This window comes from Candidatus Accumulibacter vicinus (assembly GCF_000584955.1).
GTDB classification, from domain to species: Bacteria; Pseudomonadota; Gammaproteobacteria; order Burkholderiales; family Rhodocyclaceae; genus Accumulibacter; species Accumulibacter vicinus.
Genome location: NZ_JDSS02000027.1, coordinates 184,229 through 199,333, shown reverse-complemented (window position 1 = coordinate 199,333; position 15,105 = coordinate 184,229). Strand labels below are relative to the sequence as shown.

Below are 15,105 nucleotides of genomic sequence, written 5' to 3'. Positions count from 1 at the left end.
ATAGAGAACCTGGGCCGCCACCGATAGCGTTTCGGCCACAAAAATGCCCCCCATGATCGCCAGCACGATCTCCTGGCGGACGATGATGGCCACCGTGCCGAGCGCTGCACCCAGTGCCAGGGCACCGACATCCCCCATGAACACTTCCGCCGGGTAAGCGTTGAACCACAGGAAACCGAGTCCGGCACCTGCCATCGCCCCGAGGAAGATCGCCAGTTCACCCGCGCCCGGGATATACGGCAGGAACAGGTACTTGGCATAGACGGCGTTGCCGGCGACGTAGGCGAAGATGGCCAGGGCGTTGGCGATCATCACCGTCGGCATGATCGCCAGACCATCGAGACCATCGGTCAGGTTAACGGCATTGCTGGTGCCGACGACGACCAGATAGCTGAGGACAATGAAGCCGAAGATACCGAGTGGATAGGAAACGGTCTTGAAGAAAGGAACGATCAGCTCGAGCTGTGCCGGTCCGCTGGCAGTCAGGCCGAGATAAAGCGCCACCATCAGACCGATGGCCGACTGCCAGATATACTTCCAGCGTGCCGGCAGGCCTCGCGGATTGCGATGCACCACTTTTTGCCAGTCGTCGTACCAGCCGATGCCACCGAAACCAACGGTCACGGTCAGCACCACCCACACGTAACGATTGCTGAGGTCACCCCACAGCAGCGTGGTGATGACGATGGCAATCAAAATCAGGGCTCCGCCCATGGTCGGTGTGCCGGATTTGATCAGATGCGTTTCCGGGCCATCGCGCCGCACCGCCTGGCCGATCTTCTTGGCGGCCAACCAGCGGATCAAGCTTGGTCCGGCAATGAAGGAAATGATCAGCGCGGTCATTGCAGACAGCACCGTGCGCAGGGTGATATACCCGAACACATTGAAAGCCCGCACGTCCTGTGCCAGCCATTGCGTCAACACCAACAGCATTACTCGCCCCCCTCGGGCGCCGGAACGCTGATGGCATTGGCCACCCTTTCCATGCGCATGAAACGCGATCCCTTGACGAGGACGATGGTTTCCGGGGTGAGTTCGGCAGTCAAGGCTTCGACCAGTAGGTCGACATGCGTGTAGTGCTCACCGCCAGAGCCAAAGTTATGGGCCGCAAGGGCGCTGGCTTCACCCAACGCGAACAGGCGATCGATTCCCTGGCTCTTGGCGTAGCCGCCGATTTCGTCGTGAAACTGGGCACTCATCTCGCCGATCTCGCCCATATCGCCGAGCACCAGCACCTTCTTGCCGATGGTCGTCGCGAGTACGTCGATGCCCGCGCGCACCGAGTCGGGGTTGGCGTTATAGGTATCGTCGAGCAGCACCGAGTCATGCAGGGCGACGCGTCGCTGCAGTCGTCCCTTGAGACCGCGGAAGCCAGCCAGTCCGGCCTGTACGGCTTCCAGCGAGATACCGGCCGCCAGACAGGCCGTGGCCGCGGCGAGGGCATTGCGCGCATTGTGCTGGCCCGGCAGCGCCAGCAGAACCTCGAACCGACCCTGCGGAGCGCAGACGTTGAGGCGATTTTCCAGACCATGCAGAGTGGACTTGCCAGTCACATCAGCCGCCTGCTCAAGGCCGAAAGTCATCACTCCGAGCCCGCGACTCTGGGCACGCCACAAATCGGCCCAAAGGTCGTCGGCATTGAAGACCGCGATGCCATTTTCATCCAGGCCGCTGAAGATGCTGCCTTTTTCGCTGGCTATCGCCTCCAGCGAACCCATTCCGGCAAGATGGGCGCGCTGGGCATTGGTCACCACGGCAACCGTGGGACGGGCGATGCCCGCCAGATAGGCGATTTCACCGGGATGATTCATGCCCATCTCGATGATCGCCGCGCGATGGGTGGCGTTGAGCCTGAGCAGGGTCAAGGGCAGGCCGATGTCGTTGTTGTAATTGCCCTGCGTAGACAATACTGCCTCGGCAAAAGCCGCCTTGAGGATGCTGGCGATCATCTCCTTGGTCGTGGTCTTGCCGTTACTACCGGTCACAGCGATCATAGGCAGCGTGAAACGGCTCCGCCAATCGGCCGCCAGGGCACCCAGCGACAGCCGGGTCTCGGCCACCTGCAGCAGGGGCAAACCCAGCGCGCGCAGGCTTTCGGCAGCGTCTGCAGCAACGACCGCGGCGACCGCACCACGCATCTGGGCTGCTGCCACGTATTCGTGACCATCGAAGTTCTCGCCGCGCAGCGCAACGAAAAGCTCGCCGGCAGCAATGCTACGGCTGTCGGTCGACACACCGCAGAAAGTCACGTTATCACCGATCAGTCTGGCAGCCGTGGCACGTGCCGCAGCGAGGAGATCCATCATCGTGCCATCTCCCGGCGAGCAGCGAGGGCAGCACGCACCTCGCCAGCGTCCGAAAACGGCCGGCGCACAGTGGCGATCTCCTGATAGGACTCGTGTCCCTTGCCGGCAATCAACACCACCTCGGCCGGATGAACCAGGAGAATGGTGCGGCGAATCGCTTCGGCGCGATCGGCGATGATTTCAGCGCTGGTGGCAGCGACGCGGATATCGTCAAGAATGGCCTGCGGATCCTCACCGCGCGGATTGTCACTGGTCAGCACCACGCGGTCGGCATGGCGGACAGCCACTTCTCCCATCAACGGCCGCTTGCCGCGATCCCGATCACCGCCACAGCCGAAAATGACGGTCAGACCGGCACCACGGGCAATGGCCATCGGACGAAGTGCGAGCAAGGCGTTCTTCAGGGCATCCGGAGTATGGGCGTAATCGACGATGACCAAGGGTTCGTTGCCACCGCCAATCTTCTCCAGGCGACCTGCCGGTGAGTTCAGAGTGGCAAGACGCTCGGCGACCGCCTGCGGAGTCAGGCCGGCGTCAAGCAACACCGCCGCCACGGCGAGCAGATTGGAGACGTTATAACGGCCGAGCAGGCCGGTCTCGACCAGGGCGCGACCGCTCGGGGCGCAAAGCCGGAAACGCAGACCGTCGATGGTTTCTTCGACGTTCTCGGCGCGGATCGTTCCCTGCCGGTCGTCGGGCAGGTCCTGCTGGGTGTAGCCAACCACCTTGGTCGCTGTACTCAGCGCGGCCAGTTCACGCCCGAAGGGATCGTCAAGATTGCTGACCGCCAGACGCAGGCGCGGCCAGGTGAACAATCTGGCCTTGGCCTCTGCGTAGTCCGCCATCGTGCCATGGTAGTCGAGGTGATCGCGCGACAGATTGGTGAACACCGCGACGTCAACGCGGACGCCGTCGAGACGTCCTTCGGCAATGCCGATCGAACTCGCTTCGAGCGCGCAGGCTTGCGCTCCAGCATCGGCGAAATCGGCCAGGCAGCGCATCAACGTGGTCGCTTCGGGTGTCGTGAAACCGGTCTCGACCATCTGACCGGGAAAACCCGCCCCCAGCGTGCCGATGATCGCGCAGCAGCGCGGGTGGCTGGCACCGATCCATTGCGTGACGCTGGTCTTGCCGTTGGTGCCGGTGACCGCAAGCAGCGACAGGCGCTCACTCGGATGCCCGTAGATGGCGTGCGCCAGCGGTCCGCAAAGCGCACGCAGACCGATGATCGGCAGATTGGCAATTCGCCAGGCGCTGTTCCAGGCAAAATCAGCCGTGCCGGTGGTCGTCGCCTCCCAGAGGATCGCAGACGCACCGTTGGCGATGGCCTCGGCAATGTAGCGGCGGCCATCGGCAAGATCGCCGGGATAGGCCAGAAACAGGTCGCCGGGAAGAACCTGGCGGCTGTCATCCGTGACACGATTCGGCACGACGCCAAGCGCGGCCAGTCGCGCCAAGCTTGCGCTGACCGCGTCACTGCGTGCGAGAGTCGCCTGCGTGCTCACAACCTGGCCTTGGGTGTCGGCGCTTTCGGGCTTTGCGCGACCACCAGCGGCACGTCCGGCGCAATGCCGAGCGTCCGCAAGGAACTTCCCATGACGGAAGCAAACACCGGTGCCGCCACATCGCCACCATAATGTTTGCCGGCACCCGGCTCGTCGATCATTACCGCGACGATCAGGCGCGGATCCGATGCGGGCGCAAAACCGACGAAAGACGAGACGTACTTGTTCGCATAGCGCCCCCCTACGAGTTTGTGCGCCGTGCCCGTTTTGCCGGCCACACGATAGCCAGGAATCTGCGCCTTGGGTGCCGTTCCGCCTGGCAGAACAGCCATCTCGAGCATACTGCGGACTTCACGCGCGGTCTTGGGGCTGAACACGGCCATGCCGCTAGGCTTAGACGACTCCACCTGGGTCAGCGAGAGTGGCAGCACATCACCGTCGCGCGCAAAAGCCGTATAAGCGCGCGCCAACTGGATCAGCGACACCGAAATGCCATGCCCATAAGCCATGGTTGCCTGTTCGATTGGCCGCCAGTTCTTCCATGGACGCACCCGGCCACTCACCTCGCCAGGAAAGCCCAGGCGTGGCACCTGACCAAAACCGACATCGTCGAACATCTGCCACATTTTCTGTGACGGCAGCATGGCCGCAATCTTGGCCGCACCGACGTTGGAGGATTTCTGGATGACCTCGGCGACACTCAGCGCACCGTGGGGATGTGCGTCGGAAATCGTCGCATTGCCAATGGTCAGGCGTCCTGGCGCGCAGTTGATGATCGTGTCGGAACGGACCTTGCCCGCCTCAATTCCCAGGGCGATCGTGAAAGGCTTGAGTGTCGAACCAGGCTCGAAGGTATCGGTCACCGCACGATTGCGCAACTGACTCCCGGACAGCCCTTCGCGATTGTTCGGGTTATAGGTTGGCCAGTTGGCCAAAGCGAGGATCTCACCTGTCCTGACGTCGAGCACGACGATGCCGCCGGCCTTGGCATTGTTGTCGGCAATCGCCTGCTTCAGGTGGCTGTAGGCGAGATACTGAATCTTTGAATCGAGCGCCAGCCGAATTTCCTTACCATCCTGCGGCGGCTTGATCGAGCCGACGTCCTCGACGATCTGGCCGCGGCGATCCTTGATGACGCTACGGCTACCGGGCTGTCCCAACAGTTGGCGATGAAACGCCAGCTCGACACCTTCGAGTCCCTTGTCGTCAACACCGGTGAAGCCGACCATGTGTGCAGTCATTTCACCGGTCGGATAGAAGCGACGGTACTCCTTGTCCTGGCCGATGCCAGGCAACTTGAGTGCAGCCACCTGGTCGGCCACGGCAGGCGGGATCTGACGGCGAAGAAAAACGAAGGTCTTGTCGGTGTCCAGTTTGTGGGTCAGTTGCTTGACGTCGGTCTCCAGCAGAGCAGCCAATTGCCTCGCCTGCACAGGCGTCAGCGTCGTTGCTGGCGGGATCGCCCAGATCGACTTCATCGGCGTCGAAATGGCCAGGACGTCCCCGTGCCGATCGGCAATCCGTCCGCGCGAAGCACTGATTTCGATATCGCGCCGATAGCGAGATTCGCCCTTTTCCTGCAGGAAATCGGTGTTCAGGGTCTGCAGATAGAATGCCCGTCCGATCAGCACGCCGAACGAACCGAGGATCAGCAGGGCCATCAGGCGCGAGCGCCAGAGCGGCAGGCGCATCTGTAATAATGGGCTTTCGGCGAACTTGTGCGCCACTTGACCTTTGAAACGCATCATTGCGGCAAGCCTCCGGTGGGGGTTGCGGTGATCATGTGGCCCGTTTCCGGCGCACGCATCTTCAGCTTCTCGCGAGCAATTTTCTCGATTCGCGGCGCCGTTCCCCAAGTCGAGAGTTCCAGTTGCAACTGCCCGAACTCGACTTCGAGTTGCCGCGCATGCTCCTGCTCAGCCTCAAGCGCCTGAAAAATCTTGCGCGCCTTGTGCTGTGAAGTCACCACGGCCAGGCTGCAGATCACCACCGCCAGCAACAGGAAAATATTCAGGCGAACCATTTCAGGCAGCCTCCCTGGCCCTGGCCAGTTTCTCGGCGACGCGCATCACCGCACTGCGCGCCCGTGGGTTGGCAGCGACTTCCGCCGCACTTGCCCTCCGCGGTTTGCCAACCAAGCGAAGTTCCGGCTTCGGCAATTCAGCGGCACGCAAGGGCAATCTTCTGGGCAAGCGGTCGGGTGCCGCCTGGTCACGCATGAAGCGCTTGACAATCCGGTCTTCGAGCGAGTGAAAACTGATCACCACCAGGCGGCCTCCTTGTTTCAAGACGGTCATGGCCTCAGGCAGCACTAGCGCGAGCTGTTGGAGCTCTTGATTGATATGAATCCGTAGAGCTTGAAAGGTACGCGTCGCCGCGTCCTGCCCGGGCTCGCGGGGCCACACGGTCGCGCGTACAAGGGCGGCAAGCTCCCCCGTGGTTGTAAGCGGCCGCTCTCCCCGAGCAGCCACAATCTTCTTTGCAATCTGGAAAGCAAACCGTTCTTCACCATAATTCCTTATGACCTCCGTGATCTCCTGCACCCCGGCCCGCAGCAGCCACTGTGCGGCGGTCTCACCTTGAGTCGTATCCATCCGCATATCGAGCGGCGCATCGTAGCGAAAACTGAAGCCGCGAGCCCCCTCATCGAGTTGCGGCGAGGAGACTCCGATATCGAGAAGCACCCCATCGACGCCCTCTTCTGCTGCAACCCCTGCCTGCCGAATGGCATTGACCAGATCGGCGAAACAGTGATGCATAACGCGCAAACGCCGGTCCTGGATGGCGTGGGCCAGCGCTACCGCCTGCGGATCACGGTCGAGTGCAAGCAGTCGACCGTGCGGACCAAGCTGTTCGAGAATCGCTCGCGTATGGCCACCGCCACCGAAGGTGCCGTCGACGTAGGTGCCGGCAGGCTTGATCTCCAGTGCTTCAACCGCTTCCCGCAGCAAAACGGTTTGATGCCGAAGCGACGTGCTCACAGCGCCAGATCTTCAAGACCGGGAGGCAGGAACTGATCGCCAAGAGCGAAGACGGCCTCCTGTTGCTTCTGCCAGCCCGCGTCCGACCAGATTTCGAAATGACTCCCCTGGCCAACGAGCCAGACCTGCTTCTCAAGTTGTGCAAACTGACGCAGTTCGGGCGCGATCAACAGGCGACCGGCAGCATCCATGCTTTCCTCGCGGGCGTTACCCACCAACAGACGCTTGATGGCCGCGGCCTGCAGATTGAAGCTCGAAGCCGACAATACCTTGTCGCGGATCGGCTCCCACGCAGATTCGGGATAGAGCAGCAGGCAGCGGTGCGGGTGGGCGGTCAGGACCAGTCTGCCGCTGGCAGCAGACGCAAGCGCCTCCCGGTGACGCGCCGGAATGGCAAGCCTGCCCTTGGCATCAAGACTCAACGCTGCCGCACCCTGGAACATCCAACCAGCCTTTGCTGTCCGCCCGTTAAAACCAACATTTTCCCACTTTTCGCCACTTACTCCCACTTTAAGTTAAGGACTCGCCTAAAGCAAGAGGTACTGCTTTACTTTTCTCAATGGCTACAATGACTTATGAGCGACTTTTGAGGTAGTTAGAAAGGAGATTACTCGCGATAAAACAAGGGGGCAATCATCACACTTAAAGTAAATTATTAAGATTGCGCCCTAAGTATTCGCATAAATGGCGAGTTGAATGCGAACATCCGGCAGCGATGTGTCATCACGTGCAGCCATCGCTGTCCGCCATGCAGGAATGAAGGATGAAGGGGGTGGGAAGCCAGTCGATAAGCCGGGTTCTGTCGTGGGCAGCCATTCCTCTAGGCGTACTGTTACCAGCACGCTCAAGCAGCCTACCCGGAAGCAGCGCGAGCCACGCCCATGCTTCCCTATTTGGCCTTGCTCCGGATGGGGTTTGCCGTGCCGTCCGTGTTACCACGGCCGCGGTGAGCTCTTACCTCGCCGTTTCACCCTTGCCTGTTTCCCATCCTCGGGAACATCGGCGGTTTGATTTCTGTGGCACTTTCCGTCACCTCACGGTGCCCGGTCGTTAGCCGGCATCCTGCTCTACGGAGCCCGGACTTTCCTCTCGGCTCCAGGTTTGCACCTCTTGCCCAGCGGCTGCCTGACCAGCTTCCCGTTCTGATTATACGCCTCACCAATGACGGCCCGAGCGAAATTGCGGGTGCTCAGCCAGGGAGTGCAGCCGCCAGAGAGCTGCCAGATTGACTCTGGACATGCGTGCGATCCCCTGAATGTTTTGTTGATGGTGGATAATGCGCAGTCCGCCACATGCTCTGCCTGCTCATGTCTTCCTGCTCGCTGCTGCTCCCCGCAACACCTGCCTGCCGCTGCCGAGGCCGGTATTTTCCAACCATCTGTCTGGCCATCGGTCTGACGATCGCCAGCCACTGCCCTTCCGCGACTGAAGCGCTGTCATGGTTCGCTACAGAACGCCCAAGGCTTGCCGCACAGCAGGCCGTCGACCTTCTTGACAAAGCCGCAGTGGACGGACTGGATGCGCAGGACTACAACGCCGAGGGGTTGCAGAAGGCCATTGAAAATGCCATCAGCGGAATGGCGATGGCGGAAGACCAGGTCACCAGGATCGATCTTGCCTTGACTTCGGCGATGCGGCGCTATCTCACCGACCTGCACTTCGGGCGCATCGATCCACATCAGTTGGGTGCAAACTATCGTCAGGCAGTCCGTGCATTCGACGCCGATTTGTTCCTGTCCTCGGCGATCACCGATGACCGTCTTGCCGAAGCCGTCCGCAGCATGGCCCCCGCACTGCCACAGTACGGCAGTTTGCAGGCAGCGCTTGCCCACTACCGCGAACTGACCGGCCACCCCGCCTGGCAACAGGACCTGCCACCGCTACCCAACGGCCAACTGAAACCAGGTGAAAAATATGCAGGCATTCCGGCGCTGTTGCAGCGACTCGAATTACTCGGCGACCTGCGCGCCGGTATTGCACCGCCAGGACGCTACGAGGGCGCCATCGTCGAAGGTGTCCGGATATTTCAGGAGCGGCATGGCATGGTGCCCAGCGGTGTGCTCGGAAAAGATGCCTTCGCATTACTCAATGTGCCCCCCGCAAGCCGCGCACGGCAACTCGAACTGGCGCTTGAACGGCTGCGCTGGACACCGCTGCTGCCAGCACCACGCGTGGTCGTGGTCAACGTTCCGGAATTCATGCTGCGTGCCTACCAGGTCAGAGACGGCAGAATCGAAATGAAGACCGCGATGAAAGTCATTGTAGGCACGGCGCGCAAAACCCCGACACCACTTTTTGATGCCGAAATGCGCTTTGTCGAGTTCAGCCCCTACTGGAATGTTCCGCCATCGATCGCCAGGAGCGAAACCTTGCCCAGGCTGCGCCGCGACCCCGGCTATTTCGATCGACAGGGCTTCGAATTCGTCGGGAGCGACGGTCGCGTCATCGTCGGCCTGGACAGCACCAGTCTTGATGCCGTGCAGCGTGGCCAGATGCGCATCCGCCAGAAGCCTGGGGCAGGTAATGCTCTTGGCGACATCAAGTTCGTATTTCCCAACAAGGACAACATTTATCTCCATCACACCCCGACACCACAACTTTTCAAACGCGACCGACGCGATTTCAGTCACGGCTGCATTCGCATCGAGGCACCGGTGGAACTGGCGAAATTCGTTCTTGCAGATGCGCCGGAATGGAGTGAAGCGCGCATCGTGCAAGCGATGCGCAAAGGCAAATCCATGACCATCCGCTTGCCGGAGTCCCTGCCGGTGGTCATCGCTTACCAAACGGCAGCCGTCCGGGACGGGCGAGTGTATTTTTTTCCCGACATTTACCGGCAGGACCCGCTTCTCGACGCTGCCCTGCGTCAGCACTCACTCGCCGTGCAGGCTTCCCACCCCGCCAACATTCCAGCAGAATCCACCCATTAGCCTTGCCATGGAGCAGTCATGCCGAAGCCACACTCACGTCGCCTGTTTCTCGCTCACGCCGCCCGACTGGTCGTCGCTGGCGCCGCCCTGCCACTGGCAAAGCCTGCACTGGCGGCCCTGCCGAATGCGCGCAGCCTCAAACTCGATCACACCCATACCGGCGAGCGTCTCTCGGTCGTATTTGCCCTCGGCGACCGCTATCTCCCCGAAGGACTGCAGCGTCTCAACCTGTTTCTGCGGGACCATTACTCGGGTGAAGTCGGCAGTATCGACCCGCTATTGTTTGACCTGCTTTTCCAGCTTCGACAGGAACTGGGCTGCGAGCAGCCTTTCCAGATCATTTCCGGCTACCGTTGCGCCCAGACCAACGCCAGGTTGCGCAGCACCGGTAACGGGGGAGTGGCAAAGCAGAGCCTGCACATGCAGGGCAAGGCCATCGATCTGCGCATCGCCGGCGTACCCCTGGTCGATCTGCGCGACGCCGCAATATCCCAGGGTGCCGGCGGAGTCGGCTTCTATCCGTATGACGAGTTTGTTCACCTCGACACCGGCAGGGTACGTTCCTGGTAGTCGGGCAGCGAGTCGTGCGCGGACTCGCTACTTTTAAGGCCTCTTAGGCGGATCGGCACGAACCAGCTGAATCACGCCTTCCGCGTAACGGTGCGTGAAAGGCGTACTCGAATCGATCCCTTCCGAGTAGTCGAGGATACGGTATGCGGGAACGCCTCGTTCAAGCTGTAGCTGCAGTGCCCGCCGCTTGAAAATCAATCCGGATTCCCCATCGCCACCGGTGCGAAAGCTCTTGGCGCGCATCGAAAGGCGGTAGGTATCTGCGTCAAGAATCCTTTCCTCAATCGTCCAGTTGGGCGCGAGAGGATCGTAGATGGCATAGGCCGCAACCGCAGCGGCAACGGCCAGTCCCAGATAAGCAGCATGGCCCGCATATTCCTTGACCGAATAACCCACCGCTCCGGCAATTACGGCGGCTCGGAGTGGCGCCACGCTCGGCATCGGATTCTGCGACTCCTTGAAGGAATAGTCAGAAACATGGCTGCTGTCCGGACGTGGTCGCAAGTACCAATCCACGTTTCCACAGCCACTCAGCAGAATGACCAGCAAGAAACCTGCAGGCGAACGCATGGCCCTGTCCTTGTGGCTCAGAGATATCAGAGATATTTGAAAAGGCTCAGACCGCTGATCTGTACAAAAGACTTCTGCGCAGCTTCCAGGTTGACCTGCTGCATCGTGAAGTCGGTGATCGCCTTCGCATAATCCAGGTCCTGAAGGTCCGACAAGGTCTGCGCATACTGAATATCCAGCGCTTCGGAGTTGCTGCTCAGGCCGTCCAGTTCCTGCAGGTACCCACCCACGGTCGTATGCACGCGGCTGACATTGACAAGCACCTGATCGAGATTGGTCAGGTGCCCCTGCAACTGGCCGGAGAATTCCGTTCTTGTCGTGCCCGAAGCCAGCAGTGGCGAACTCAGCAGACCGATCAGCTCCTGCATGGTCTGAAAAACACTCTTGTTGGCACTCGGCTTGATCGTGAAGGTATCACCGGCAGCAGGCAAACCATTGATCACCACTTGTGCGCCGAAGTCAACGTCCGGGATGGTGGTGACCAGCGGAATGGCTTGTCCCGAAACAAAGGGCAACACCGGGCTGACGGCCGTGGCCGGCAGGGGCGTACCTGACGAGTCTGGTGTCGAAGCATCGAACAACTGGTAACTACTGACGCCTGCAACCGATGAAAACTGCACCTGTAGCGAGAAATTTCCCGTCCCTTGCCAGGGGAAACCGGAATTCAAGGCGCTTTGCCATTTCTCGAGATCGAGCACCGAACCCGGCTGAATAATCCCTGAACCCTGGTTGGGAAAACCGCCGCTACCCGTGGCTGCCGTCGCAAAGGTGCCATTGCCTTCCCGGATATTCATGAACAAATCGCTGCCGGCCACATTGCTCGGCATCTGTTGAGTTGAGGTCACCTGCAGCAAACGCTGGCCATCATCCCCTGCGTAAGTGACCGAGGAGGTCGCACTGCCGGCAAACGGAATCGTTGCTCCCTGGTAACCTGAAAACAGGTAGTCACCTTCGGCACTCTGACTATTGGCAATCCCGAGCAGGCCGTCAAAGCTTGACGCCAGATCAATGGCGAGGGCCTGGCGATCGCTGTCGGACAGCACCGTATTGCCCGCCTGAATGACCCGTTCACGAACGTTCTGCAGCAGATTGGTCAAGGCGGCGAGCTGGTTGTCGACCAGGCCAAGTCGCGCGGTCGCGTCACTCTGATTATGTGCGTATTGGACGCCGACGTCCTTGGACTGCGAAACAGTGAGCACTCTGGCAGCGGCGACGGGATCATCCGCCGAAGTCAACATGCGGCGCCCGCTGGACATTTGATTCTGCAGCCTGAGGAGCTGATTCTGGCTACGCTCGATGCCGCGCAAACCAGAACCGTAGGCTTGACTGGTACTGATACGCATGTGACGCTCCTTAGGCCGACATTTGCAGAATCAAGTCGAACAGACTGGAACTGACTTGCAAAGCCTTGGCGGCGGCCTGATAGGCCTGTTGATAAAGAATGAGATTGGCCGCTTCCTCGTCGAGATTGACCCCCGAGAGGGATTCGCGGTTGTCTTGGGCCTGGATCAGCAGGGCCTGCTGCGCCGCACTACTGACCTGTATCTGATTTGCCTTGCTACCGGTCTGGCTGACCAATTGCGCATAGGCTTCCTGGAAGGAGGAGGATTTCCCGGCCATCGTATGCTGCGTCTGGAGCTGCGCCAAAGCCAGCGCGTTACGCCCATCGGTGAGCGCACCGGAATTCCTGGCAATTGAAAAGGTGTCGCCATTGTTGGGTACGCCAGTGATGGTAAAACTGAAGCCGGGTGTACTCGTCAGCGGGTCGAGAAGAGTAATCGTCGCCCCGCTCGTGTAAGGAACGACATCCGTAGTCGCAGCAATCACCACCGGAGCGTCGCCATTGATCGACACCTGCGCACCCACCGGAAAGTTTTGCAGATTGCCGCCCTGGTACTCCAGCGACATCGGCATCCCTGCCACAGCCGCCACATAGCCTGTTCCGACACTGCCTGCCGACACCTTGGCCAATCCGGTATTGGTCGCCCCTGTCGAAGTGCGGATTGGCCCGGCCGCCGTAATCAGGCGGGCGTCCGCCACAATCGCCGGATTGACCGAGAGTTTACGGGCAGCGTCGCGGGTTGGCTGAATCAGATAACTTGAACCGTCCAACAGGGTCGGAGAAGGATCCAGCGTAAATCCCTGCGGATCGCTTGCCAGATTCGTGTTGATTTCCCCGAGATCAGCCCCGCTCCATTGTTTATTGTCGGCAAGACGCGTCAGCGTCACACCACTCGCGTCTGCGCTCAGGCGGTAATCGCTGCTTACGAGATCGGTATAGAAGTTTTCGTTGAACGGGGGTGGGCTGACAAAAGCAGCGCTAACAGTCGGGCTGCCAGGCGGATTGTTGGTGTTTGCAATGACCTTCGGCGACGTCACCGAGAACAGATCCGGAGTAAAGCTGGTGGGTGCAGAAGAGAGCTGCGACTGACCGAGCAGGTCCTGCCCAAGAGCACTCTGCGCGTTGAAGGTGAGCGCTAGCGAGATCGCGTTGCGGCCCAGTTCATTGCTCGCCTGATCCAGCGATTCGCTCCGGAAAGTCAGCAAACCGCCGAGAGTGCCGCCGTTGAGCAGCGACTCCGGAATCTCGTGGACACCAGTCACGCCCTCCTGGCCAACCACCCGCCGGGAAGGATCGCTCGGTGATGACATGGTCGCGAGATCCATCGTGATCGAGCCGGCGACCAGTTGCTGGCCGCTCCCGATGAAAACATTGTAACTGCCATCGCTATTGGTCGTGATCTTTGCCTTGATCATCTTGTTCAGCTCAAGAACCAGCTGGTCGCGGGTATCCAGCAGATCGTTGGCGGGTTGGCCGGTAGCGACCTGGGCAACGGGGATTTGCTGGTTCAGCAATGCGATCTGTTTGATGTTGGCATTGATGCTGGTGACAGTCGCCTCGATTTGACCATTGACTCCGTCGTACATCTGGGCGAGCTGGTCACCCATCGACTGGTATCGAGTGCTCAAGGTCTGTGCCGCAGAGACCATGATTTGACGGCTCGCCAACTGTGAAGGATTGGCCGCAACCTCCTGAACACTCGTGAAGAAACCCTGTAACGCTGGCGACAAGCCAGTGGCCGGATCGGCGAGCAGGTCGTTGATCTGGCTGATTTGAGCGGCATAGCTGTCGAGTTGACTCATGCTGCTCTGCGAACGATTGACCTGGTCGGTCAGAAAGCGGCTATACATGCGTTCGACGGTCACCACATGGGTACCCTGCCCGAAAAAGCCGCTACCCGTCTGCTGCGCAAAATTGCTCGCCTGGATCGTCCGTTGCCGCGAAAAGCCCGGGGTATTGGCGTTGGCGATATTATGTTCGGTAGTCTGCAGACCGAACTGAGCGGCCTGCAGACCGCTGAGAGCGGTACCAATGATTCCTGAGCCCATGGCATGAGTTCCTCTATGACTATTCTGTAGACGGCACCTGCAGCGATAAATTTAGTCCCGGCGAGCGGAATTGCTCAGGCCATTAGAAAGTGTTGATTAATTGATTAATTCACGGCCCCGTTGCGATTGCGGCGCGGATCTTCTCTTTATAACCCAACATTGGCTTAACGTAAAACCGAAAATTTGGCCGCGCGAAGTATAGGCAGCAATGGAGGTCACAGTCTTGAATCCGGCCCCGGATCGTGCGTTGCTTGGGTACTGGATTTTTCGGTGATTTTTTCGTCACTACGCGGCGGTTTTCGCGGCAGCCTGCTGGCAAAGCCCGGTCGCCAAGTCATGCGCCGCAAGCAGCAATACCAGGCGATGGACGATCCAGTCCGGTGCATGACTGTCGCCCGCGCACTGGTGCAGGCGAAACTTCGCGGTCACGGCCGGCTGCTGCGGCAGTGGCGCGTCCCTGGACGGCACGAGATCGCCGACGGGCTGCTGGCCAGCCACCATTGCCTGGATCTGAATACCCTGCGTGGCCATGAGGATGCCGCGGCGCGGGCGTTCTTCGACGGTTTGCGTCAGCATCTGGAAGGCAGCCTCTTCGTTTTCGAGCAGCGCCGTCAGCATCCGCCGCCCGATCCGGTCAATTCCGTGCTCTCGCTGGTTTATACCCTGCTGCTCAACGAGGTCGAGGTGGGGGCTACCGCAGCCGGCCTCGACGTCTCAGGAGGGTTCTACCACTCCGCCGAGGATGGCCGGCCGACACTGCTGATGGACCTCGTCGAACCACTGCGGCCGCTCGCCGACCGCTTCAGCGCCAGACTACTGAAGTCGGAACTCGCTCCCGACGACTTTCAGACCG

13 protein-coding genes and 1 other RNA gene are annotated in these 15,105 nt (G+C 60.3%); 3 read left to right on the top strand and 11 right to left on the bottom strand.

Annotation, left to right across the window (positions count from 1 at the left end):
- From mraY to rnpB, 8 genes are all read right to left on the bottom strand, one after another.
- A partial coding sequence (mraY, locus tag CAPSK01_RS13385; protein ID WP_034927459.1) for a phospho-N-acetylmuramoyl-pentapeptide-transferase occupies positions 1-933 on the bottom strand: 933 nt, incomplete at its 3' end.
- Positions 933-2,306: a UDP-N-acetylmuramoyl-tripeptide--D-alanyl-D-alanine ligase gene (murF, locus tag CAPSK01_RS13380; RefSeq protein ID WP_034927456.1), complete on the bottom strand. Its 1,374-nt coding sequence runs from the start codon at positions 2,304-2,306 to the stop codon at positions 933-935. The genes murF and mraY, both read right to left, overlap by 1 nt.
- Positions 2,303-3,811 (bottom strand): UDP-N-acetylmuramoyl-L-alanyl-D-glutamate--2,6-diaminopimelate ligase, encoded by a 1,509-nt coding sequence (locus CAPSK01_RS13375; RefSeq protein ID WP_034927453.1) that lies wholly within the window; start codon positions 3,809-3,811, stop codon positions 2,303-2,305. The genes murF and CAPSK01_RS13375 overlap by 4 nt, the downstream gene beginning before the upstream one ends.
- The gene (locus CAPSK01_RS13370) at positions 3,808-5,559 is read right to left on the bottom strand and encodes a penicillin-binding protein 2 (protein WP_273703666.1); all 1,752 of its coding nucleotides are present in this window, start codon (positions 5,557-5,559) and stop codon (positions 3,808-3,810) included. Before CAPSK01_RS13370 ends, CAPSK01_RS13375 begins: the two co-directional genes overlap by 4 nt.
- Positions 5,556-5,834, bottom strand: a complete 279-nt coding sequence (gene ftsL, locus CAPSK01_RS13365) for a cell division protein FtsL (RefSeq protein WP_034927451.1) — start codon at positions 5,832-5,834, stop codon at positions 5,556-5,558. Before ftsL ends, CAPSK01_RS13370 begins: the two co-directional genes overlap by 4 nt.
- 1 nt (position 5,835) lies before the next feature.
- On the bottom strand, positions 5,836-6,792 hold the full coding sequence (rsmH, locus tag CAPSK01_RS13360) for a 16S rRNA (cytosine(1402)-N(4))-methyltransferase RsmH (RefSeq protein ID WP_034927449.1): 957 nt from the start codon (positions 6,790-6,792) through the stop codon (positions 5,836-5,838).
- A complete protein-coding gene (gene mraZ / locus CAPSK01_RS13355; protein WP_034927446.1) occupies positions 6,789-7,235 on the bottom strand; it encodes a division/cell wall cluster transcriptional repressor MraZ in 447 nt (148 codons plus the stop codon). The genes rsmH and mraZ overlap by 4 nt, the downstream gene beginning before the upstream one ends.
- 329 nt (positions 7,236-7,564) lie before the next feature.
- An RNA gene (gene rnpB / locus CAPSK01_RS13545) (RNase P RNA component class A) lies at positions 7,565-7,929 on the bottom strand.
- Positions 7,930-8,084: 155 nt separating this feature from the next.
- Between rnpB and CAPSK01_RS13350 the strand changes: the two genes are divergently transcribed.
- Positions 8,085-9,722 carry a L,D-transpeptidase family protein gene (locus CAPSK01_RS13350; protein WP_273703665.1) on the top strand — a complete coding sequence of 546 codons (1,638 nt, stop codon included), beginning with the start codon at positions 8,085-8,087 and terminating at the stop codon, positions 9,720-9,722.
- A gap of 18 nt (positions 9,723-9,740) precedes the next feature.
- Entirely contained in the window at positions 9,741-10,292 is a 552-nt protein-coding gene (locus CAPSK01_RS13345; protein ID WP_034927443.1) for a YcbK family protein, read from the top strand.
- Between the two features lie 33 nt (positions 10,293-10,325).
- Here CAPSK01_RS13345 and CAPSK01_RS13340 read toward each other — a convergent pair whose 3' ends face one another.
- The 3 genes from CAPSK01_RS13340 to flgK are packed head-to-tail and all read right to left on the bottom strand — an operon-like array spanning position 10,326 to position 14,252.
- A complete protein-coding gene (locus CAPSK01_RS13340) occupies positions 10,326-10,862 on the bottom strand; it encodes a hypothetical protein (RefSeq protein WP_273703664.1) in 537 nt (178 codons plus the stop codon).
- Between the two features lie 26 nt (positions 10,863-10,888).
- Positions 10,889-12,205 (bottom strand): flagellar hook-associated protein FlgL, encoded by a 1,317-nt coding sequence (flgL, locus tag CAPSK01_RS13335; protein WP_034927441.1) that lies wholly within the window; start codon positions 12,203-12,205, stop codon positions 10,889-10,891.
- Positions 12,206-12,215: 10 nt separating this feature from the next.
- Positions 12,216-14,252, bottom strand: coding sequence for a flagellar hook-associated protein FlgK (gene flgK, locus CAPSK01_RS13330; RefSeq protein WP_034927439.1), 2,037 nt, complete (start codon positions 14,250-14,252; stop codon positions 12,216-12,218).
- Between the two features lie 270 nt (positions 14,253-14,522).
- Between flgK and cas1 the strand changes: the two genes are divergently transcribed.
- The coding region (gene cas1, locus CAPSK01_RS13325; RefSeq protein WP_273703663.1) for a CRISPR-associated endonuclease Cas1 at positions 14,523-15,105 on the top strand (583 nt) is incomplete at its 3' end.